The sequence below is a fragment of the Micromonospora sp. DT68 genome (assembly GCF_049847245.1).
In the GTDB taxonomy this organism is placed as follows: domain Bacteria; phylum Actinomycetota; class Actinomycetes; order Mycobacteriales; family Micromonosporaceae; genus Micromonospora; species Micromonospora profundi.
In genome coordinates this window covers 90,166-111,659 of sequence record NZ_JBNCNZ010000005.1, presented here as the reverse complement: position 1 = coordinate 111,659, position 21,494 = coordinate 90,166, and the positions used below count along the sequence as shown (strand labels likewise).

The 21,494-nt window shown below is 72.6% G+C and carries 17 protein-coding genes; 7 read left to right on the top strand and 10 right to left on the bottom strand.

What is annotated here, in order from left to right; all coding sequences use genetic code 11:
* Window positions 1-49: 49 nt before the first annotated feature.
* From crcB to ACPXB1_RS11240, 3 genes are read right to left on the bottom strand one after another with little or no spacing between them, the layout of a single operon-like run.
* A complete protein-coding gene (crcB, locus tag ACPXB1_RS11250; protein ID WP_355589237.1) occupies window positions 50-412 on the bottom strand; it encodes a fluoride efflux transporter CrcB in 363 nt (120 codons plus the stop codon).
* Window positions 409-885, bottom strand: coding sequence for a fluoride efflux transporter FluC (locus tag ACPXB1_RS11245; RefSeq protein ID WP_355589239.1), 477 nt, complete (start codon window positions 883-885; stop codon window positions 409-411). Before ACPXB1_RS11245 ends, crcB begins: the two co-directional genes overlap by 4 nt.
* Window positions 886-891: 6 nt before the next feature.
* Window positions 892-1,650, bottom strand: coding sequence for a class I SAM-dependent methyltransferase (locus ACPXB1_RS11240; protein ID WP_355630531.1), 759 nt, complete (start codon window positions 1,648-1,650; stop codon window positions 892-894).
* A 222-nt stretch (window positions 1,651-1,872) separates the two neighbouring features.
* Between ACPXB1_RS11240 and ACPXB1_RS11235 the strand changes: the two genes are divergently transcribed.
* Together ACPXB1_RS11235 and ACPXB1_RS11230 are read left to right on the top strand one after the other, a co-directional pair.
* Window positions 1,873-2,979 carry a nucleotide disphospho-sugar-binding domain-containing protein gene (locus tag ACPXB1_RS11235; RefSeq protein ID WP_355589243.1) on the top strand — a complete coding sequence of 369 codons (1,107 nt, stop codon included), beginning with the start codon at window positions 1,873-1,875 and terminating at the stop codon, window positions 2,977-2,979.
* A 56-nt stretch (window positions 2,980-3,035) separates the two neighbouring features.
* Entirely contained in the window at window positions 3,036-3,602 is a 567-nt protein-coding gene (locus ACPXB1_RS11230) for a dienelactone hydrolase family protein (RefSeq protein WP_355589245.1), read from the top strand.
* A 57-nt stretch (window positions 3,603-3,659) separates the two neighbouring features.
* Here ACPXB1_RS11230 and ACPXB1_RS11225 read toward each other — a convergent pair whose 3' ends face one another.
* Entirely contained in the window at window positions 3,660-5,948 is a 2,289-nt protein-coding gene (locus ACPXB1_RS11225) for an AAA family ATPase (RefSeq protein WP_355632953.1), read from the bottom strand.
* Between the two features lie 193 nt (window positions 5,949-6,141).
* On the opposite strand from ACPXB1_RS11225, the gene ACPXB1_RS11220 reads away from it, so the two are divergent.
* From ACPXB1_RS11220 to ACPXB1_RS11205, 4 genes are all read left to right on the top strand, one after another.
* On the top strand, window positions 6,142-9,039 hold the full coding sequence (locus ACPXB1_RS11220) for a helix-turn-helix transcriptional regulator (protein ID WP_355589249.1): 2,898 nt from the start codon (window positions 6,142-6,144) through the stop codon (window positions 9,037-9,039).
* A 130-nt stretch (window positions 9,040-9,169) separates the two neighbouring features.
* Window positions 9,170-9,940, top strand: coding sequence for a DUF5995 family protein (locus ACPXB1_RS11215; protein WP_053659900.1), 771 nt, complete (start codon window positions 9,170-9,172; stop codon window positions 9,938-9,940).
* 536 nt (window positions 9,941-10,476) lie between these two features.
* A complete protein-coding gene (locus tag ACPXB1_RS11210) occupies window positions 10,477-12,573 on the top strand; it encodes an amino acid transporter (protein WP_355589251.1) in 2,097 nt (698 codons plus the stop codon).
* A 173-nt stretch (window positions 12,574-12,746) separates the two neighbouring features.
* Complete coding sequence (locus tag ACPXB1_RS11205; protein ID WP_355589253.1) at window positions 12,747-14,252, top strand: hypothetical protein; 1,506 nt, start codon at window positions 12,747-12,749, stop codon at window positions 14,250-14,252.
* A gap of 123 nt (window positions 14,253-14,375) precedes the next feature.
* Here ACPXB1_RS11205 and ACPXB1_RS11200 read toward each other — a convergent pair whose 3' ends face one another.
* Window positions 14,376-14,582, bottom strand: coding sequence for a hypothetical protein (locus tag ACPXB1_RS11200; protein ID WP_053660102.1), 207 nt, complete (start codon window positions 14,580-14,582; stop codon window positions 14,376-14,378).
* A gap of 251 nt (window positions 14,583-14,833) precedes the next feature.
* Here ACPXB1_RS11200 and ACPXB1_RS11195 point away from each other — a divergent pair, with 251 nt between their 5' ends.
* On the top strand, window positions 14,834-15,661 hold the full coding sequence (locus ACPXB1_RS11195) for a hypothetical protein (RefSeq protein ID WP_355589255.1): 828 nt from the start codon (window positions 14,834-14,836) through the stop codon (window positions 15,659-15,661).
* Window positions 15,662-15,697: 36 nt separating this feature from the next.
* Here ACPXB1_RS11195 and ACPXB1_RS11190 read toward each other — a convergent pair whose 3' ends face one another.
* The 5 genes from ACPXB1_RS11190 to ACPXB1_RS11170 all read right to left on the bottom strand — a co-directional run bounded on the left by ACPXB1_RS11190 (window position 15,698) and on the right by ACPXB1_RS11170 (window position 21,086).
* Window positions 15,698-16,945, bottom strand: a complete 1,248-nt coding sequence (locus ACPXB1_RS11190) for a low temperature requirement protein A (protein ID WP_355589257.1) — start codon at window positions 16,943-16,945, stop codon at window positions 15,698-15,700.
* Between the two features lie 209 nt (window positions 16,946-17,154).
* Window positions 17,155-18,222 carry a hypothetical protein gene (locus ACPXB1_RS11185; protein ID WP_355632009.1) on the bottom strand — a complete coding sequence of 356 codons (1,068 nt, stop codon included), beginning with the start codon at window positions 18,220-18,222 and terminating at the stop codon, window positions 17,155-17,157.
* 256 nt (window positions 18,223-18,478) lie between these two features.
* Window positions 18,479-19,828: an FAD-dependent oxidoreductase gene (locus ACPXB1_RS11180; protein WP_355589261.1), complete on the bottom strand. Its 1,350-nt coding sequence runs from the start codon at window positions 19,826-19,828 to the stop codon at window positions 18,479-18,481.
* 1 nt (window position 19,829) lies between these two features.
* A complete protein-coding gene (locus ACPXB1_RS11175) occupies window positions 19,830-20,177 on the bottom strand; it encodes a TcmI family type II polyketide cyclase (protein WP_355589263.1) in 348 nt (115 codons plus the stop codon).
* A 93-nt stretch (window positions 20,178-20,270) separates the two neighbouring features.
* Complete coding sequence (locus tag ACPXB1_RS11170; protein ID WP_355632011.1) at window positions 20,271-21,086, bottom strand: AfsR/SARP family transcriptional regulator; 816 nt, start codon at window positions 21,084-21,086, stop codon at window positions 20,271-20,273.
* Window positions 21,087-21,494 lie beyond the last annotated feature (408 nt).

Sequence of the window (21,494 nt, the reverse complement as noted above, 5' to 3'; positions counted from 1 at the left end):
CTTCGGCGGGGTGAGCATCGGTGTCTGCGGTACGGGCTGCGGTCTGTGGTCAGCCGAGCAGGGCGCGGGTCAGCGCGTAGCCGGCGACGGCCGCGGCGAGCCCGGCGGCGACGCTGAGCATCACGTTCGCCAGCGCGAGGAGCCGCTTGCCGGTCTGCGCCAGGCGCAGCGTCTCGTAGCTGAATGTGGAGTAGGTGGTCAGCGCACCGCAGAACCCCGTGCCGAGCAGGGCGCTCACCGCCGGACCGGCAGGCAGGCCGACGAGCAGGCCGAGCAGCAGCGAGCCGGCCACGTTCACCGACAGCGTCCCCCACGGAAACGTCGAGGCGTGCCGCGACTGCACGGTCCGGTCGACGAGGTAGCGCAGCGGGGCCCCGACGGCGGCGCCCAGCGCGATGAGCAGCACGGTCATCGGGCCGCCCGACGCCGCAGCAGCCCCGACGCGGCCGCGTCGCCCACGGCGACCGCCGCAAGCGCCCCGAACACCGTCGCCGCCAGGTACGTCACCGCTGTGCCCGGTGCGCCAGCGACAATCGCCTGCTGGACGTCCACCGCGTAGGTGGAGAAGGTGGTGAAACCGCCGAGCACGCCGACACCGAGAAACGGGCGGGCCAGGGGGTGCCCGCCGCCGAGGTGCCCGAGCGCTGCCATCAGCACGCCGATCAGCAGGCAGCCGGACAGGTTGACAGCGAAAGTCGCCCACGGGAATCCGGTGGGCGGATGCGGGGCGGCGTGTTGCAGACCGGCCCGAGCCAGCGCGCCGAGGACCCCGCCCGCCGCGATCGCGGCGAGCACCGCCAGGGGATGGACGGCCAACTCCCGTCGGTCGGCGGGGACCCGCAGGTCGACGTCCGGATCGGTACGTGGCTCGGGCGGCTCTGGCACGACTGCTCAGCGTACTGCCGCCACGGCGGCGTCCGAGCCGCCGCGCCACACCGTCCCGACCTCGGTGAACCCGGCCTCGGTGAGCGCCTTCAGGTGCCACGACACCGCAGGGTTCCACTCTGGGCTGTGTCCGGTCGGGTAGATGGCGTGCCGCTCGGCGACGAGCGGGGCCAGCGTCGGGTCGGCGCCCGCCCGTGCCCACCAGTCCGGCCAGGACAGCGCCGCGCCGGCGGCGTACCGCGCCTGGCGGCGCTCGCGCGCCCGTCCGGCCATCCGCTTCGTCAGCTCGGGCAGGGCGTCGTCGGGCATGTGGTCGGCGTTGACGAAGATCCCGCCCGGTCGCAGGACGTCGCGGATCTCGCCGTACAGCGTGGCGAGCCGGTCCTCGGGCAGCCAGTGCAGCGCGGTGGCGGTGAGCACCCCGTCGTACTCCTGGTGGGGGAGCGCGGAGCGCCATTCGGGGGTGCCGAGGTCGGCGGTGACGATGGTGGCCCGGCCGGTCAGCGACGCGCCCGCGATGGCGAGCAGCGCCGGGTCCAGGTCCAGCAGTGTCACCTCGGCGTCGGGGAAGCGCGCCAACGCCCGCAGCGAGATGGTGCCGGTGCCGCCGGCCAGGTCGAGCAGGCGTGGTGGCCGGTCGCCGACCACGGCGTCGAGGGCGTCGAGCATGGCGGTGAACCGGTGTTCCCGGTCCGGCATGAACGCCTCCTGCTGGCGGTCCCAGCTCTCCTGCCACGCCACGGAATCCATCATGTAAGGAGTCATGGCGCTGAGGCTAGTTACGCTCACGGCCGCCTGTCCAGACCTTGTTGCACATTATTTGCAACTGCTAGACAATGGCAGGGCGATGATCAGAGGTGCGCCGGGTTTGGCCACCCGGCCAGCCCGGCGCACCTCGCACGGCAGCATCTGGCGGCCTGGCCGGCAAAGGTGGGCCGGGCCGCACGGGCAGATGGCCCCAGCTCCGTTGACATAGGATCGGCGTCCATGCGCGTGCTGGTGGTCTCCGCCCCGCTGGTCGGGCACGTCTTTCCGCTCGTGCCGCTCGCTCTCGCACTACGCCACGCCGGCCATGACGTACTGCTGGCCACCGGCGGCGGTGGGCTGGCGGCCGCCGACGCCGGCCTGCCGGTGCACGACATCGCGCCGGGCTTCGACTTCGGCCGGATCGCGCTGCGGGTCCTGCCCCGTCATCCGCTGATCGCGCGCGCCGAGCTGGCCGGCACCGCCGGCACCCGGGGCGCCGGCCTGCTGTTCGGCGCGCTCAACGACCACCTCACCGACCCGGTGGTCGCGCTGGCCACCCGGTGGCGGCCGGATCTGGTGCTGCACGAGCCGTTCGCGGTCGCCGGAGCGATCGCCGCCGCGCGGCTCGACATTCCGGCCGTACGCCAGGAGAACGCCCTGTTCGACGGCCGGGAACTGGTCCGTGCCACCACCGCCCGGCTCGGCGCCGCCCTGCGCCGGCACGGCCTGACCGAGCTGCCGCCGCCGGCCGCCGCGCTCGCCGTGGCTCCGCCCAGCGTGGCCGCCCAGAGCGGCTGGCCGATGCGCTACGACTCCTACGCCGGCGGCGGCGAGCTGCCGGCGTGGCTGCGCGAGCCGGGTGAGCGGCCCCGGATCCTTGTCACCCGCAGCACCCTCAACGGCCCCGGCGACCGGGGACCGATGCCCGCCGTGGTGGCCGCAGCCGCCGATGTGGACGCCGAGATCGTGCTGGTCCGGCCCGACGCGCGGTCGGCTCGGTCGCTTCCCGGCAACGTGCGGGTGGTCGACTGGATTCCGCTCGACGAGGCGTTGCCGGCGAGCGCGGCGCTGGTCCACCACGGTGGTGCCGGCAGTGCCCTCGGTGCTCTCGCCGCAGGCCTGCCCCAACTGGCCACCGTGGGCGCGGGGGACCGGCGGCACAACGCCGAACTGGTGGCCCGTCGGGGCGCCGGCCTGGCCCTGCGCCCCCGCGACATCACCGCGCCGACGCTTACCCGCCTGCTCACCGACGACGGCCTCCGCATCGCCGCCGGGGAGGTCAGCCGGGAGATCGCCGCGATGCCGCCGCCGTCGGAACTGGTAGCCCGGCTGACGGCGTTGGCCTGACCGCGCTCCCGCGTGGCCACACCGGAATCGTCGTCGCGCTGCGGCAGGATGACCTGATGCGACACGTCGTGCTGTTCCACTCGGTGTACGGGCTGCGACCCGCCGTACGCGCCGCCGCCGACCGGCTGCGCGCCGCCGGGCACCGGGTCGCCACCCCCGACCTGTACGGCGTGCCCGCCACCGACACCGTTGAGGAGGGCTTCGCGCTGCTCGACAAGGTCGGTCACGAGGTGGTGCTCGATCGGGCGCGCGCAGCGCTGCGGGACCTCCCGCCGGAGACCGTGCTCGCCGGGTTCTCGATGGGCGCCGGTGTCGCGGGTGCGCTGCTCGCCGAACGCCCCGCCGCCGCCGGCCTGCTCCTGCTGCACGGCACCGGTGGCGCACCGGAAGCGGTTCGCCCCGGGCTGCCGGTGCAGCTGCACCTCGCCGACCCGGACCCGTACGACACGCCGGACGAGGTCGACGAGTGGCAGCGGGCCATGACCGACGCCGGCGCCGACCTGGCCGTCTTCGGCTATCCCGGCGCGGGGCACCTGTTCACCGACCCGGACCTCGACGAGTACACCCCGGACGCGGCCGACGCGGCCTGGCCGCGGGTGCTGGCCTTTCTGGCCGCCGACTGAACGATCGCCTGGTAACACCTCCTCCCACAGTGGTGCGGTTGGCGCGCAGCCGGGCTGTCAGGCGGAGGCGGCCAGGCCCTCCAGCGGATGGACCGGCACCACAGCGGGTACGCCGTGCGTCGTACCGGGTGGAGCGCCGACACCGGCCGAGGTGAGGCGTCCCGCCGACGTCGGCACGGCGGGCGCCGCACGGTTCGCGGCAGGGAGGCGGTCGGCCCGCTGGCGTAACTCGGTGAGCGTGTCGGTGTGCGACGCGGGCATGGTCCGGGCCGGCGGCGTCGCACCGGCCGTCGCGACGGCTCGGAGCCGTCGTACGCTCAGCGGACTGCTGATGTCGCGGCTCGACGCGGCCGACGAGGTGCCCGTCGAGACGGGCATACGGCGAGGCTGCGGTGCCGGGTCGGCCAAGGCGGTGTTGAGACGCACGACCTCGGCGTGCCGCGCGGGCGAGCCGCTTACAGCGCCAGCGCTGACAGCGCCAGCGTGGACGGTGCCAGCGTGGACGGTGCCAGCGTGGACGGTGCCAGCGTGGACGGTGCCAGCGCTGACGGTGGTCGGGTGGACGTCGACAGCGCGGCTGTCGGTCTGCCGGGCCACTGGGAGGACGCTGTGCGGGCGCGGAGCGTCGGCGGCCCGGCGGGCGAAGACGGCCCGCAGCGCGCGGGGCAGCCGCTCGGCGGCAACCTGGCGCAGGGCGGGAGCGGTGAAGGCGTATCCGCCGGCGCGGCGGGGGAGCAGCAGCCCGGCGGCGACCAGATCACGCAGCGCCGCTGCCGATCGCCCGGGTGCCCAGTCGAGCGCCCGGTCGATGGCCGCGCCGGAGATCCCGCCGTCGAGGGTCCCGGCCGCCATCAGCACCGCCCGGTGTTCACCGCCGAACCGGTCCAACTCCGCACTGGCGGCCCGGTGCACGGCCTCGGGCAGCCCGCCCACCGTCGGGTCCGTGCCTGTCGTGACCGCCGCCACGTACGCGGTCGCGTGCCCGGGTCGTCCACCGACCAGCGGCAGCAGCCGGTCGACAAGGGCGACCGGCTGCCCAGCCCGGGCGAGGAGGTGACGCAGCAGCCGACCGGACTGCACGGTGGCCAGCGGCCGGATCGTCACCCGCCGGGCCGGGCCGGGTCGGGTGTCGGCCCACTGCGGCTGGTGCACGGTGAGCACCGCCAGCGGGAGCCCGCGCGCCGTCGCGGTGCTGAACAGCGCGTGCAGGAACCGGCTCACCACCGGGGCGGCCCGGTCCACGTCGTCCACGGCGACGACGAGCGGGCCGTCGGCGGCCAGGCGCAGCAGGACGTCCCGGCAGATCGCCGCGCCGTTCAGGGCGTCGGCACCGCTGTCCGGGGCGGCCAGCAGCCGCTGCAACGCGGGTACCGCCGCCGCGACACGGTCCGGTGCGAACAGCGGCGTCAAGGTGTCGGTCAGGCGTTTGCGGACCGTGGCCGGGCCGTCGCCGTGCCGGATCCCGGCCAGGTTGCGGGCCAGCTCCGCGATCGGAGCGAGAACCTGATCGGGGTACGGGGGGCAGCCCACCACGGACCACCGCACGGACACACCGTCCACGGTGGGCAGTGCCCGGGTCAGCTCGTGCAGCAGGCGACTACGGCCGCTACCGGCCGGGCCGACCACTGACACCCAGCGGGGCGAGCGTTCCCGCAGCGCCCGAATCAGCTGCTCGGAGATGGTTGCCAACTCGCGGCGGCGGCCGATCAGCGGCCCGTCGTGCCGGGCGGCGCTGGGACGTATCGGGCCGACGGCATGCCAGACCGGCATCGGCGACACCCGACCGGTGACAGGCACCGATGCCAGTTGGCGTTGGGCGATCAGACCGGCGGTGGCGCGGGCCGTGGTGGCGCAGAGCGCGACGGCGCCTGGCGGCGCGTACTCCTGGAGGCGGGCCGCTGTGGTGATCACCGCGCCGCTGGCGACGCCGTGGCCCCCGCTGACCGCGTCGCCCAGGTCGACCACCACCTCGCCGGTGGCGACGCCCACGCGGACCCGCAGCCTGATGTCGCCGACCGTCGAGTGACGGTCCAGCGCGGCCTGGATCTCCAGCCCCGCGCGCACCGCCCGGTACGCGTCGAAGCCGTCGGAGTTCCGTGCCCCGAACAGTGCCATCACCGCGTCGCCGACGTACTTCTCGACAACGCCCTGCCAGCGGTGCAGGACTCCGGCGACGGTGTCGAAGTACGCGCGTTGCAGGGCGCGGACGTCTTCCGGGTCGAGCCTGTCGACAAGTGCAGTGGAGCCGACGATGTCGACGAACAGCACGGTGACGGTGCGTCGCTCCGCGGGTACCGGCCAATGTGGGTGGTCGGTCCGCGACCTGTCGGCGATGATAGTGATCATGGGTAGCGCACCGGCCCTTCCCTGCTGACGGCTGATGACCCTCCGGAGATTGGCATTCGTGGGCTGACCGGGGATCTGCCGAACGACGTATGTCGGCCACACGCAACCTTTAGTCGCAATCTCGACGCGACGAGTACCACAAGCGGCAGATAGCCGTAGAACGGTCCAGGGGCGTGTGATTAGGCTGCGTGCCATGGCCAGCGATGTGGACACCGCACCGCTCGTGGGCCGGGCCGGGCTGGTGCAGACGGTTCGGTCCGCCCTGCTCGGTGACGTGGCACAGGGGCAGACGGCCGCCGTCTTCCTCACCGGCGAGAGCGGTGTAGGTAAGACCCGCCTCCTCGGCGAGATCGGTGCCCGGTTGCGCGACCAGGGCGCACTTGTGTTGACCGGCGGTTGCCTGGACATCGGCGACGCGTCCCCGCTGCACCCTCTCCTGCAGGCGCTGCGGCGTTTCGACGCCGACCTGCCGGCCTCGCAGGCGCGCACCTCCTCGGCCGTGCGGAGCCTGTTGCAGATGTTCGCCGACGAGACCGGCGGCCCGGACGGCGCGAGCGCCCTGCTGGAGCGGGTGTCACGCGGGTTGCACCTGATCGCCGAGGGGCGACCGCTGGTGCTGATCCTTGACGACCTCCAGTGGGTCGACCGCAGCACCCGCCAGCTCCTGCTCTACCTGCTCGCCGGCCTCGGTGACCTTCAGCTGTCGGTGCTGGCCGCGGTGCGTGCCGAGTCGTTGCAGGGCGCCCACCCGTTGCGTCGGGTGCTCACCGAGCTGCGCCGGCTGCGCTCGGTGCGGGTGCTCGACCTGGCCCCACTGGATCGCGCCGACACGGAGAAGCTCGCCGCTGCGGTGGTGGGCAGTGCGCTGCCCGGCGAGGCGGCCGATCAGGTGTGGCAGCGCAGCGGCGGCAACCCGTTCGTCGTCGAGGAGTTGGCCCGCGACCTGCGCGACGGGCGCGACGGGCTGTCCGAGACGCTGCGGGAGATCTTCCTCGACCGGGTCGACGCGCTGCCGCAGCACGCGCACGCGGTGGTGCACGCGGTGGCCGCCGGTGTGGAGCCGGTGCAGCACTGGCTGCTTGCCGAGGTGCTGGGGCTGCCGGAGGGGGAGCTGATCGACGCGGCCCGCGCCGCCGTGGCTCACCGGCTGCTGGTCGGCGCCGACGACGGCTACCGGCTGCGACACCGTCTCGTGGCCGAGGTGCTGGCGCACGAGTTGCTGCCTGCCGAACGCTCCGGCATCCACCGGCGCTACGCCGAGGCGCTGACTGCCGCGCCGGGCGAGCTGCACCAGGCCAGGTTGGCGCATCACTGGCGACTGGCCGGCGAGCCGGCCCGTGCCCTGCCGGCTGCGGTGGCCGCGGCCCAGGAGGCCGAGCGGCTGCACGGCTACGCCGAGGCGCACCGGCACTGGTCGGCGGCGTTGCAGCTGGCCGAGGACTCCGGCTCGCCGGCGGCGGACCGGGTCGAGCTGCTCGGCCACGCGGCCGAGGCGGCCCACCACTGCGGGGAGCACGCTCGTGCGTTGGCCCTGCTGGAGGAGCTTGCCGAGCTGCAGGGCGGGGAGCCGACCTGCGCACTGCACATCCAGCGCGCCCGTTACCTGGCGGCGGCGGGACGCTCCGCGCTGGCCGAGGAGGAATACCAGCGGGCGCTCGAGGCGGCGGACTGCTCGCCGCGCGACCGGGCCACCGCCGCGGCACGCCTCGCCGAGCTGCTGCTGCACCTGGGCCGGTACGCCGACGCCGGGCAGCGTGCCCGGGAAGCGCTGGCACTCGCCGCCGACGTGGAGGGCTCCGCCACCGAGGTGGTGCTGGCCAGCTCGGCGCTGGGCTTCAGCGACGCCTGCCTGGAGGACCCGGACGCCGGGTTGGCGGTCATGCGCCAGGCTCTCGAAACCGCCGAGCGCGCCGGCCAGCCGGAGGACGTGGCGTGCGCGTACCTGCACCTGGCAGAGCTGCTGACCGGGCCGCTGAACATCCTCGAAGAGGGGGTGCTGGTGGCCCGGCGGGGCGCCGAGCGGGTGGCCGAGCTGGGTCTGGGCCGTACCTGGGAGACGCGGCTGCTGGCCATCGCCACGAATGGGCTGTTCCGGGTGGGCCAGTGGGCCGAGGCGGAGAAGGTGGTGGCAGCCGCGCTGCGGCACCGGCCGTCCGGGGCGGACGCCGTCGAGCTGCTGCTTGCCCGTTGCCGGCTGTCGGTGGGGTACGGCGACATCGAGGCCGCCGACCGGGATCTCGACGCGGTGGCGACAGTGCTCGCCGGCGGCGGCGCCCGGCACGTCATCCCGCTGCTCACTCTGCGCGCCGGGCTGGCGATGTGGCAGGGCCGGCACGACGTGGCACGCCAGGCGGTCCAGCGTGGCCTGACCGAGAGCCGCTCGGACGACGTGACGATCCTGTCCGCGCTGGTCTGGCACGGCCTGCGCGCCGAGGCCGAGGCGCACGCCAGTCGTACCATGGCGGTGGACCCCACTGCGGTACGTCGTCTGAATGGTGTGGCCGAACGCGTCGCGCGTAAGAGCGCGTCCGCGGCCCCGCCGGTGCGGTCGGTGGTGGACGGCTTCCTGGCGCTGTGCGCCGCCGAGGTGAGCCGCCTGGACGGCAGCGATCCGGAGCTGTGGGCCGCTTCGGCCGCCGAGTGGGACCGCCGCAACCATCCCTACCCGGCGGCGTACTCGCGGCTGCGGCAGGCCGAGGCGCTGCTGGCCCGACGCAGCCGGCTGGCCACCGCGGGCCGGCTGCTGCGCGAGGCGCACCAGATGGCGCAGGGGTTGGGCGCGGTGCCGCTGACCTCGGAGATCCGGGAGTTGGCCGGGCGGGCCCGGGTGCCGCTTCAGGAACGCGACGATTCCGCTGGCCGGGGTGCCGCACCGGCTCAGCCTGTCGACGACGAGTTGGCCGCACTCACCGCGCGCGAGCGGGAGGTGCTCGCCCTGGTCGCCGAGGGTCTGACCAACAAGGAGATCGGGCAGCGTCTGTTCATCAGCGAGCGGACCATCGGCGTGCACGTGTCGCACATCTTCGACAAGCTCCAGGTCCGCACCCGTGTTCAGGCCAGCGCGATCCAGCTGCGCATTGGGCGCGCCTGACCGACGTACGTAGTCCGCGTGGCGCCTGTGCGCGCCGGATACGTCGTTCTACTGATTCCGAGGGTGGGTGCCTGTTGAGAGGCTGAGCCCCGTCGACGGCGCTACGGCCGTCAACAAGCATGGAGGAGAGATGACCGAACCGGTCTGGGGGCCCGTCCACGGGGACATCGTCGACCTGCTCGCCGATCACCCCGCGGACGTGCCAGCGGTGGTCGATCACCTCACCAAACTCCAGGACATGCTGGTGCGGCTGCCGCCGTTGGAGGAGAGCTGCCCGCTGGCGGACTTCAACAAGCTCTACCTGACGATCACGAGCAGCGTGCTCGACGGCCTGTACGACGACCGTTTCATCGACCCGGTGTTCCTGGCGCGGCTGGACGTCGAGTTCGCCGCCCGGTACTTCGACGCGTTGCGGTTGTGGACCGACTCCAGCCCCGGCACCCCGAAGGCGTGGTCGTGTCTCTTCGAGCGGATGCGCGGGCCGGACGCCCGACCGTTGCCGTCGGCGGCGGCGGGGGTGAACGCGCACATCAACTTCGACCTGCCGTTCGCGTTGGTGACCACGTTCGACCACCTGGAGTCGGAGCCGGTCGACGGCAGCGACCAGCACCACGACTACCTCGAGATCAACAACATCTTCGCGGACAAGATCCCCGGTCTGCGTCGCGGCTACCTGGAGCAGTGGCAACTGCTCATCGACATGCTCAACGGCGACATCGACGACTGGTACCAGGGGGAACTGGTCGAGTACACACGCGATGTCGCCTGGCGCAACGCACAGAAGATCTGGCGCTGCCGGCACGATCCGGCCGCCCACGAGAGTGAGCGCAGGCGGTTGGACAAGAACGCCGCCGCGCTCGGCCGGCTGCTGCTCTCGCCCCTGGGGGCGTTTCTGCAATAGCCGGAGACGGGGGGTCCCCGCGCTCTGCCCGGTGGAGGGGCGGCGGAGCGCGGGGACGCGTCCCGCACGTTCCACCCACCCCGCGTGGTCGTCTGATGACCACGTCGGGGAGGTGGCCGGTCGGCTCCGGGGGGTGTCGACCGTCCGCCGCCGTCGGCCGGCCCGGGGGGTGTCGGCCGGCGGTGGGGGAGCGGGCGGGAAATCCCGAGGGTGTCGGCGGGCCGGTACGGGGTACGCCCGCGCCATGACCGTCCTGGCCCGGCGCCGGCCCGCCGCCCGACCTCGGCCCGCCCGACCCCGCCCCGCACGGCCCGGCCCGTTGCGGCCTGGTGATCCGGTACCGCGACCCGCCGCCCGGCCGGGTGCGCGATGACCGGCGTACGGCGACTGCGGTGACCGCTGTCGGCCCACCCGCGAGCCGGTTGCCAAGCGGACCGGACCACCCCTGAGCAGGTCATCCACGTCCCCGGTTCCGCCGCTCGGGTCGTGGGCTACCACCTACCGTCGGATCAGAACCTGCGAGGGTGGGACGGGCGATGGCTGACGAGCACCGGGCGAGACCGCGACGCTGGAGCGGCCGCCGCCACACACCGGCCGGACCGGACCCGTCGCTGCGCGCCGCCCGCGACCCGGCCCGCCCGCACCGGGGCGGCCGTCGCGGTGTCGTGGTGCCCGAGCGGGTCGCCAGCCCGGCCCGGTCGACGCCGCCGACGAGTCCGCTGCGCCGGTGGCTCTTCCAACACCAGGTGCAGCCGCCCGGCCCGGAGACGGCCGAGGGCCAGAACCGTCGGCACGCGTGGTGGCAGGTGATGTGCCTGACCGGGGTGGACTACTTCTCCACCCTGTCGTACCTGCCGGGCATCGCGGCGGTGGCCGCCGGTGCGCTCTCTCCGCTGGCGACCTTGCTGATCGTCGCGCTGACCCTGTTCGGCATGCTGCCGATGTACCGCCGGGTGGCCCAGGAGAGCCCGCACGGGCAGGGCTCGGTGGCGATGCTGGAGCGGTTGCTGCCGTTCTGGCGGGGCAAGATCTTCGTGCTGGTGCTGCTGGGATTCGTGGCCACCTCGTGGATCATCACGATCACCCTGTCGTCGGCCGACGCGACGGTGCACCTGCTGGAGAATCCGTACCTGCCGGACAGCATGCACGACCCCGTGGTCCCGGTCGTTGTCACTGTCGTGCTGCTGCTCATCCTCGGCGGGGTCTTCCTGCTCGGGTTCCGCGAGGCGGTTGTGGTGGCCATTCCGCTGGTGGCGGTGTTCCTGCTGCTCAATGCGGTGATCGTGGTGGTCGCGGTATCGCGGATCGTCGCCGATCCGACAATCGTGTCGAACTGGACCGCGGCGTTGACCGAGGGCGGCGCAGGCCCGGGGGAGGTGCTCGTCACCGCCGTGCTGGCGTTCCCGTTGCTGGTGCTGGGGCTGTCCGGGTTCGAGACCGGGGTCAGCATGATGCCCCTGGTGGCGGCCGACGGGCCGGACCGGCAGGCCCGCCTGGAGGCCCGGATCCGCAACACCCGGCGGCTGCTCACCACCGCCGCGCTGATCATGTCGGTCTACCTGATCTCGACGACGTTCGTGACCACAGCGCTCATCCCGGCCGAGGAGTTCCGCCCAGGTGGCGGCGCGAACGGTCGGGCGCTGGCGTTCCTGGGACACACCTATCTGGGCGAGGCGTTCGGCACTGTCTACGACGTGAGCAGCGTGTTCATCCTGTGGTTCGCGGGCGCCTCCGCGATGGCCGGGCTGATCAACATCGTGCCGCGGTACCTGCCCTCGTACGGCATGGCCCCGGAGTGGGCGCGGGCGGTGCGACCAGTGGTGATCGTCTACACCGTGGTCAGCGTCGCCATCACCATCGCCTTCCGGGCCGACGTGAACGCCCAGGCCGGCGCGTACGCGACAGGCATTCTGGCGATGATGGTCTCCGGCGCGGTGGCGGTGAGCATCTCGGCGGCCCGCCGCCGCCAGCGTGGCGCCGCCGTCGGCTTCAGCGTGCTGAGCCTGGTGCTGCTGTACGCGCTGATCGAGAACGTCTTCGAGAAGCCGGACGGGATCACCATCTCGGCGCTGTTCATCCTCGGCATCATCGCGGTGTCGCTGATCTCCCGGGTCACCCGGACCACCGAGCTGCGCGCCGAACGGATCGATTTCGACGAGCCGGCCCGCCGCTTCATCGCCGAGTCGTTGGCGCACGACGGGCAGCTGCACCTGATCGCGAACAAGCGGCAGACCGGCTCGCTGAAGGAGTACACGATCAAGGAGCGCGGGCAGCGGGGGATCAACCCGGTGCCGGGGGCCGCCGACGTGCTGTTCCTGGAGATCGACGTGGGGGACCCGTCGGAGTTCAGTCAGGTGCTGGAGGTGCGCGGAATCGAGGTGGGCGGGTTCCGGGTGCTGCGGGCCAGCAGTTCGGCCGCGCCGAACGCGATAGCGGCGATCCTGCTGGCGTTGCGCGACGCCACAGGGGTCCGGCCGCACGCGCACTTCGAGTGGTCGGAGGGGAGACCGCTCGCGCACCTGCTGCGGTACCTGATCCTCGGTCGGGGCGACACCCCGCCCGTCGTACGGGAGATCCTCCGACGTACCGAGCCGGATCCGTTACGGCGACCGGGCATCCACGTCGGGGGGTGAGGCGCACACCATCTGATGACATAAAAGATGAATGGCAGCGTTATTCACGTTCACACCTTCCTGTCCATATTGCGGCCCTATCGTGACCTTTGGTGGTCGGCGGCACGTCGAGCACCCCGCGCCCGGATCGGCGCGCGGTCAACGTTGAGCAGCCAGGAAGGCAGGCACCCACGATGTCCACGTACCGAGGAGGAGACCCGGCACGACCCAGACGGCGATCCCGATGGTTCTTAGCCGGCGGCTTCCTGGCCGGGAGCCTGGTGGTGGGGGCGGCCGGCGTGGCGGGCGTCGCCGCGGCTGCCGACCGCAACTTCTCGCTCCCGGGCCTGGCCCAGCTCAGCACGGCGGCCAGCGACGACGACAGACGGCCCGGCGACCGACCGGAGCGGGACCGCGACGACGCCGGGCGGACCCCACGAACCACCCCCGGCACCGGCAAGCGCGGTGTGGTCGAGGTGCCCTGCGACTCCGCGAAGCTGGTGGCGGCCCTGGTGACGGCCAACGCGCAGGGCGGCGGCGAGCTGCGGCTCGCGCCCCGCTGCCGCTACGTCCTCAGCGAGGCGTTCCACGAGACCGACCAGTACGACGGCGGGATCCGCGACGCGCGCGAGGCCGCCGACGCCGCCGAGACCCCCGGTGACGCCGAGGCGCCGCCGCACAACCCGGCCGACGACACCGCCGGCCTGCCGGTGATCTACCAGCCCATCACGGTGGACGGCGTCGGCGCCACCATCGCCCGCGACGCCCAGGCCGCGCCCTTCCGCTTCTTCACCGTCCGCGACGGCGGCGAGCTGACCCTGCGCGACGTCACGCTGCACAACGGTCGCTCCGCCATCGAGGGCGGCAGCGTGCACGTGGTGCACGGCGCGACAGCCGTCGTGGAGCGGGTCACCGTCACCCACAGCACGTCGCTGTCGCCCGAGGGCGGCGGTGGCGGCATCTTCAACGACGGCAACATGGTGGTCACCGACTCCACGTTCATCGGCAACAGCGCCTCCGGCGCCGCGGGCAAGGGCGGGGGCCTGCTCAACGGCGGTGTGCTGACGTTGAAGCGTTCCGAGTTCCGTAACAACAGCGCCAACGGCTACGGCGGCGGGCTCGGCAACTACCGGGGCGCGGCCGAGGTGGAGAGCGTCAGCTTCGCGCAGAACAGCGCCGCGCAGGGTGGCGGCATGGCCAGCTTCTCGGCCCGGACCAAGGTCTCCGACACCGAACTGCTGAACAACACAGCGCAGGTCGGTGGCGGCGCCGCCAACTCCGACGCGGTGCTGGTGATGCGCAAGATGACCATCCGCGGCAACACCTCCACCATCAACGGCGGCGGTATCTCCACGGTCAAGGGCCTGCTGCCGCTCGACGACAGCGTGGTCGACGGCAACACCACCCACGGTCTCGGCGCCGGCATCTACGCCGAGAAGTCCAACCTGCTGGTACGCGGCAGCGACGTCACCGGCAACGAGGCTGTCGGCGCGGCGTCGAAGGGCGGCGGCATCTACGCCACAGCGGGCTCGCTGGCGCTCTACACCAGCAAGGTCACGCACAACGCCGCCACGGTGAAGCCGGGCGGCATCTTCGCCCAGCACGCCCAGGTCAAGATCGACGACGAGAGCGTTGTCGTCGAGAACGAGCCGACAAACTGCGACGGCAGCGCGGTGCCGATCGCACGCTGCTTCCGCTGAGCGTCGAACCAGACGACCATCCCGCGAACACCGCCTGCCGCCCGGACGAGCCCTCGCTCGTCCGGGCGGCAGCAAACGGCCCGCGCCCTTCGCAGGGGGTGCGGGCCGGCGGCGCTCGGTGTCCTACTTGGACGGCTCGGGCAGCTTGCAGTCGACCTTGGGGTTGGCGCCGATGTAGTTCAAGGGCCCGGCCACGATGGTGACCAGGATGGTGCCGGCCTCGGCGCAGTTGGTGTCGTCTCCGCTGTAGTAACCCCGCTGGCCCGCGGCGACAGCGCCGATCACCAACCAGATCACGACGAGAACTCCGAGTATCGAGGTGCCGCGCATCGCTGCCTCCTGAAGGAATGTGGTGGATCTGAGGTGCACCGGTTGTACCCAATCGGGTCGCGCGGCTAACGGCGCTCGCCCACGACCCCGGTGGGTCGTCCGTCCGGCCGATACCCGTGGCCCGTCGGTACCGCACCGGCATCGGCCACCCGCACCACGTACCGGCCGGCGGCTATCGGATCGCCGACCGATCCCGCCGCCGCGCGGGCCGCCGGACGTAGAACTGCGTGAGGCCCCGCCGAGGAGGACTCATGGACGCCCGGACACCGCCCCTCTACATCGACCGCCCCGAGGACGTTGCGGTCGCCGCCCGCGCGTTGGCAGGTGGCGCGGTCGTCGCGGTGGCGTTCGCCAACTTCTACGCCATCGTGAGCCGCCCGGACGCCGCCACTGTGCGCCTGGTCAACCTGGCCAAAGGCCGTCCGGTCGACCAGGTCGGCAGCATCACCACAGGCGTCTGCCGGATACCGGCGATGTTCGACTGGTCGCAGATCTCGCCCCGGTTGCCGGCCGGGCGGGTGCTGGCCCTGATGGACGCGCTCTACGGCGCCGGGCCGTTCGGCTTCCGGGGCCCGGCCGCCGACCGGCTGCCCGAGCATCTGACCCAGGTCGACCGTGGCCTGCGCACCACCCAGGTCATCGCGCCGGGGCTGACCTGCCCGTCGAACGCCTTCTTCGAGCGGGCACTAGCCGAGACCGGATCGGATCACCTCTACATCACCTCGGCGAACCGGTCCCACCACCGCACCGGGCTGCCCGACGAGCCGGCGCACTGGAAATCCGGGGCGCTCGCCGCCGACTTCGCCCACCTGGCCGACCTGGTGGTGCTCGTGCACCGCGACGAGGCTGCGGCCCGCGCCGCCTACCCCGGCTATCGCACCACCTCGGTGACCCTGCTCTCCTTCCACGCGCCGGAAGGCGAACTGGAGGAACCTCCGGTGCTCACCGTGGACCGGCACGGCTCGCTGCACCTGGACGACGTACGGCGGGCAGCAGCGCCGCTCGGCCTTCAGGTCCGCCTCGGCGACGCGGCCGGGCAACGGCTGCGGGTCCGGGAGTACGCGGCTGCGCTTGTGTGAGCGGTGATCGGCCCGGTCGGGGGCGCGGATCCCGCATCAGTGTGGTGGGACAGGCGCCTCGGGAGGTTTGCCCAGACTGCGGCGGTAGTCGGCGTAGGCGACGCCGGCCAGGACCAGCATCGCGCCGAGGGAGGCGAAGAACGACGGCAGGAACAGCGCCCCTGACGCGATGGTCAGCAGCGCCAGCACACCGCCCGGCCGGGACCACGACACCCGGCTGAACACCTCGTACTCGAAGGCGGCCCGACCGACCAGGAACAGCGCCGGACCGCCGAGGATCACCGCCACCGACGCCGGTGGTACGCGGCCGGGATGTTCGTGCAGCAGCAGGTCGAACCCGGAAGCGGTGGTCACCACTCCGGCGATCATCACCAGATGGGTGTACGGCGCGCTGACCAGGAACCTGCTCGGTGACCTGGCCGCCTGGATCGCAAGCGGCAGGAGTTGACCGGACTTGTGGACGTAGATCCGCCACAGCAGCAGGGTGGTCGCGAACGCCACAGCGAACCCGCTGATGTTCAGCAACTCGGAGTGCGCCAGGCTGAACATGGTGCCGATGGTCAGGATGGCGTCGCCGAGAGCGATGATGAAGAACTGCTGGTACCGCTCGGACAGGTGCTCTGCGGTGACGTTGCGCTGCTCCTCCGGCACCACACCGAGGCCGGGCACCGGGTACGCGAGCCGGAAGCCGACGTAGTCGATCGCGAGCGCGAGGGCCCAGCAGGCCAACCGGGCGTCACCGCTGACGAACGCGCCGACGATCCAGGGTATGGCCGACACCGCGAACCAGGTGAAGATCCGTGCCGCCCGGCGCTGGAACTCCGGCTCGTGCCGTACGGCGGGCATCAGGAACAGCCCGCGCCCGAGGTGGATCGCCACGTAGGCGCCGGCGAAGACGATCCCGCGGGCGCCGAACGCCTCCGGGATCGCTGTCGTCATCAGCAGCGCGCCGAACATCACCGCGCTGATCAGCATCTTGATCTCGGTGCGTTCCGGGTCGTACAGGTCGGTGACAAGTGTGGTGATGGCCCACGTCCACCAGACAGCGGCAAGCAGGACCAGCGCCTGGGCGGCCTGGTGCCAGTCGAGCTGCTGCACGAGCCCACGGGAGATGAGGGCGAGCGCTACCACGTACACCAGGTCGAAGAAGAGTTCGAGCAGCGTCACCCGGCGCGAGGCCTCCGGGTCGCGTACCGGCGTTCGGGCCCCGCGTGGCCCGGGCTCCGACGCGGAGAGGGACACGGTCGCTCCTGCGGTGCCGACGCGGCGGACCGTGCGGTCCACCTCGACCGACGCTAGCGAGCAGCCGGCCGCGCCGCCCGGACTCGTCCGGGTCGTCCCCCGACCGGGGGTGACCTGCCCGGACTTCAGGGCACTTTCGTTGTCTGGCGGCTCAGGGCCATCGAGCCGATCGTGGACGGCGGCCCGAAACGGATCGAGCCCCCGGCCGGCGTCCCCGTGGGAACACCGGCCAGGGGCTCGATGTCGAAACGTCAGCCCTGGTCGCCGCCGGGCAGCACCGCGACCGCCTCGTCGGTGGCACCGGCCAGCACCCGCGCCTGCTGGGGCCAGGTCGCCAGGCTGGGCGCGGCACGCAGGCCGGCGGCCCGGATCAGGTCCCGCAACGCCGCCTCGTCCAGTTCGGCGAGCTGGCCGTAGGTGCGTACCCCGGCGGCCTGCAACGCCGCCGCCATCTTGGGCCCGACGCCCTGGATCCGGCGGAAGTCGTCGGCCGGGCCGGCGTCCGTGGCGTCCGGCGCGCTGTCGTCTGCCGGCTGCGCCAGCGGGGCGGCGGCCGGTCGGACCGGCGGCGTGGCCCGCGCCGGCTCGGCGGCCTGGGCGTCCGCCGACGACACGCCCGCGGCGACGGCAGCCGCCGTCCCAGCAGAGGTGTCCTCGGTGTACGCGCTGTCGGCGGCCGTGGTCTCGACCGGAGGCGCGTCGGTGGTGTTGGTCTCGACCGGCGGGATGTCGGCGAGGACGGTCTCCGCCGACGGGGCGTCGGCCTGCGGGACCTCGGCCTGTGGGACGTCAACCTGCGAGATGTCGGTCTGTGCGGCGTCAGCCTGCGGCACCTCGGCCTGCGGGGCGTCGGTGGGCGGGAGGTCGTCCGCCGGCTTGCGGGGAGCGATGACGGACGCCGGGGCGGGCTGCTCGTCGGGCGCGATCGGCTCCGCAGTGGGCTCCGGGCGGACGTCCGCCGCGTCGGCGGGCTCGGCGGCGGGGACCGGCGGCGGGGCTTCGGTGAGGGCCATGTCGCCCAGGTCGACGGTGTTCGGGGTGTCCGCCGGGGCGGGTTCGTCCGACGTGGTCACCGCAGCCGGTGCGCTGACCGTGTCCACGGGGGCCGGCCCGTCGACGACAGCGACCGGAGCGGGGTCGACGGTCGCCGCCGGCCGATCCTCGTCGATGGTCGCCGGTGTCGCCGCAGGGGCCACCACGGCCAGGCCGGCGACGGGGTCACCGTCCACCATCGACGGACTCTGCCCGTTGGACTGCGCGCCCTGCCGGCCGCGCAGCAACCATCCGGCGGCCAAGCCCAGCAACAGTGCCAGAATCACTATCAGTGAGTGTCCGATAGACCACTCCACGGCGAACCTCCCTCTCACGTCGTCGGAAAAGTCACGAGAAAAACTCGCCGCAGCTTCGCACATGCGCTGCGGCGACGACAGGCAGGATCGGTCGGGGAGGGTGTGGGTGGGACGGACACCTCGCGGGGTGCGTGACGGGTGACGCAGCGTTGCGACGGACCGCCTCGCGCAGCAGTCGACCCGGACCCGCGCGGGGGCGCGTGCCCGGGTCGGTGACGGCGGAAGTTCAGTCCTGGTCGCCCTCGTAGGTATGGAAGTCGTTCACGAACCGGCGGCGCAGTCGCGGCACCCGGCTGGTCACCCCGAAGTAGCCGCGCGCCCCGAGAAGAGCGAGCCGACCCACCACCGGCCGGTACATCCGGTCGTCGCCGTTGGTGCCGCTGCGGTTGAGCGACTCGGCGACCCGCGCGAAGCCGTACGGCACCATCGCCGCCTCGTAGTCGGCCACCGCCTGCACCAGCGTCTTGTCGCCGTCGACGACGCGGGCGAGCTGCTCGCAGAGCAGACGGGCGTCGCGCAGCGCGGTGTTCGCCCCCACCCCACGCCCCGGTGTCATGGTGTGGATGGCGTCGCCGAGCAGCGTGACATTGGTGCTCTTCCAGGGCGGCGTCGGCTCGGACGTGCTCACCCTGATCGGCAGGGCGCTGCCCGGATCGGCGCGACTGAGCAGCTCCCGCAGGTGCGGATGCCAGTTCGGGGTGAGGTCCAGGGCGAGCGCGATCAGGTCGTCGCCGCGCAGTCGCATGACATCGGCGGGAAAGCGGCGGGCCGTACTCCAGATGATCAGGTTGATGTGGTCGGCGCTGGTGCCCTGTGACAGGCCGGGCCAGGCCCGCAACAGGGCGGCGCGGTCGGCGCTGACACCGTTCTTGATCGTCCGGTCGGCGTGCCAGGGAAACTCCATGACGTGCAGCACGCCCATGGTGCCGCCGGCGCCGAAGATGAGCGAGATGCCCGTACGGATGCGCTCGGCCAGGAGGTCACGGGTGTGCGGGGTCAGGGGGATCCGCGTGGCGATGTTGATGGTGCCGGCGTCGCGGATGACCGCGTGCGGCAGATACTGCCGGCGTACCGCCGAGTGTGTGCCGTCGGCGGCCACCAGCAGGTCACCGGTGGCGGTGGTGCCGTCGGCGAAGTGCGCGGTGACGGCGCCGTCGTCGTGCTGCTCGTACCGGATGAAGGTCTTGTCGAAGTGCACCACGTCGGTCAGGCCGGTCAGCAGCACCTGGCGCATCGTCATGCGATTCACCGAGTGTTCGGTGTGCACCGGGTCGACGGCGGGTCGCAGCTCGAACGAGGCGGTCTCGGTCAGCTTCTGCGTGAGCACGTTGAAGTAGCGCGGTGGTCGGGCGCAGGTGGCCAGGAAGGTGGCGAACACATCCGGTGGCAGGCAGTCGCGCAGCGCCCGCGTGCCGGTCGGACCGATCCCCACCCGGTAGCCGAGCAGCCCTCCGGAGCTGTGCTCGTGCCGTTCGTAGACGGCGACGCTGATTCCGGCGCGACGCAACCCGTGCGCCAGGCACAACCCGCCGGTACCAGCTCCGATGATCAGGACATGCGGCGGCGCGGTGGGCACGTCAGCCGGCCGGGTGGGCGGCGGTCGCGTCGGCCGCGTCCCATCGGTAGAAACAGTCGGCTATCGCGTCCTTGGGGGAGCGCCAGGTCGACAGGTACGGCGAGGTGTGCGCGGCGAGCCGCTCGTTCACCTGCCGGAACAGCGGATGGTTGCGGGCGGCGGCGAGCGCGTCCGGGTCGACGTCCGAGGTCTCGATCAGATGCACGTACAGGTCGTGCAGGCTGTAGAGGGACCGGTGGACGACACCGGTGAGACCTGGCAACTCCGTGGCGTCGGACTCGGCGAAGATCTGCGCGACACGCCCCTCCTCGCCCGGGACGATCCGGCTGACGATCAGCAGACGACTCATGGAACCCCTTCCCCCGGTGACCGTTTCCGACCCTCGGGTCAGTGGCCACGTGCTCGTTTCGCCCACCGTGGCGCACTGTGTGTCACGTCGCCGTCACGTGCGCCGGCCGGCCGGTGACGGCCATCCGCCGACCTCCGGGCCGGTGGTGGTCGGGCGGGTGGCCGCGCGGATCGGGCCGAGTGTGTCGTCGAGCAGCGCGCTCATCGCCGGGCTGGGCTCCAGCCGCAGCTCCCGGCGCAGCAGGTCGCGGTACACGTAGAAGGCGTGCACGGCCTCGAAGGCGTTGCCCTCGGCGAGATGGATGCGGACCACCAGCCGGTGCGGTGTCTCGCGTAGCGGCTCGGCGGCCATCGCCTCCAGCGCGGCCTGCAACGCCTCGCCGTGCCGGCCCGCGGTGAGGTGCTGCGTGGCCACCTGCTCCAACATGTGCAGGCGCAGTTGACGCAGCCGTTCGCGTTCCAGGAGCACCCAGTCGTCGTACCAGCCGGGCAGCAGGTCGTGCCGGCCTGCGGCGAGCGCCCCGGCTGTGGTCCGTACGTCGGCGCCGTCGCGTACCCGGGCGGCCGTGCCGACCAGTTCGTCGACGTCCAGTCGGACCGTCGGGTGCAGCCGGACCGTGTCGCCGGCGACGGTCATCGGGCAGCACGGGTCCTGCCGCAGCCGCCACAGCGCGGTCCGCAGCGCCGACAGTGCCCTCTCCTCCGACGCGTCGGGCCAGAGCAGCCCGGCCAACTGACTGCGGGGGGCGCCGGGGCGCAGCCCGATGAGCGCCATCACGCGTTGCAGGCCGCGTGGCACCACTACCGGCGCGGTGCCCCGCAGGAGTCGGAAGCCGCCGAGCAGGTGCAGCGAGATGTCGGCGGCTGCCTGGGAACCTCCGTCGGTCGGCCTGGACGGGTCAGCGGTCACGGCGGCACCCCCTGCGGAACGCTGGGTCCCGACTGTCTGCTGTGTCCGGATGGTTGCCCGTGACGCCGCTGTCGACCCCGTCGGTGGGGCGCCAACACTGCCGTCCGGGCGCGGCGCCGCCCGCCGGAGCCGCCGGGCTGACCACGGTGAAGATTATCAATCGCGATCACGGTGAGTCAACGATAGGGCGCGCTTCTGTCAATGTCGTCTACCGTGAGATCGGTTCTGAACTGCTGAAACCCTCTGGTCGAGGTGTCGGCGGACGCATAGCTGACACACAGCTTGAATCGACGCAGCGTCACCGCTCAGCGTCGCTGGCCGGCCCGTCACCGTGACGCCGTGGTGACGAAGGCTGCCGCATCGTGTCGGCAGTCGTCCAGCGTCCGGGAGTTCCCCGCCGACCGGACG

Excerpts from the sequence above, each read along its gene's own strand:
- crcB (WP_355589237.1), bottom strand. The coding sequence starts at position 412 with ATGACCGTGCTGCTCATCGCGCTGGGCGCCGCCGTCGGGGCCCCGCTG.
- ACPXB1_RS11240 (WP_355630531.1), bottom strand. The coding sequence starts at position 1,650 with ATGACTCCTTACATGATGGATTCCGTGGCGTGGCAGGAGAGCTGGGAC.
- ACPXB1_RS11235 (WP_355589243.1), top strand. The coding sequence starts at position 1,873 with ATGCGCGTGCTGGTGGTCTCCGCCCCGCTGGTCGGGCACGTCTTTCCG.
- ACPXB1_RS11230 (WP_355589245.1), top strand. The coding sequence starts at position 3,036 with ATGCGACACGTCGTGCTGTTCCACTCGGTGTACGGGCTGCGACCCGCC.
- ACPXB1_RS11225 (WP_355632953.1), bottom strand. The coding sequence starts at position 5,948 with ATGATCACTATCATCGCCGACAGGTCGCGGACCGACCACCCACATTGG.
- ACPXB1_RS11220 (WP_355589249.1), top strand. The coding sequence starts at position 6,142 with ATGGCCAGCGATGTGGACACCGCACCGCTCGTGGGCCGGGCCGGGCTG.
- ACPXB1_RS11215 (WP_053659900.1), top strand. The coding sequence starts at position 9,170 with ATGACCGAACCGGTCTGGGGGCCCGTCCACGGGGACATCGTCGACCTG.
- ACPXB1_RS11210 (WP_355589251.1), top strand. The coding sequence starts at position 10,477 with ATGGCTGACGAGCACCGGGCGAGACCGCGACGCTGGAGCGGCCGCCGC.
- ACPXB1_RS11205 (WP_355589253.1), top strand. The coding sequence starts at position 12,747 with ATGTCCACGTACCGAGGAGGAGACCCGGCACGACCCAGACGGCGATCC.
- ACPXB1_RS11200 (WP_053660102.1), bottom strand. The coding sequence starts at position 14,582 with ATGCGCGGCACCTCGATACTCGGAGTTCTCGTCGTGATCTGGTTGGTG.
- ACPXB1_RS11195 (WP_355589255.1), top strand. The coding sequence starts at position 14,834 with ATGGACGCCCGGACACCGCCCCTCTACATCGACCGCCCCGAGGACGTT.
- ACPXB1_RS11175 (WP_355589263.1), bottom strand. The coding sequence starts at position 20,177 with ATGAGTCGTCTGCTGATCGTCAGCCGGATCGTCCCGGGCGAGGAGGGG.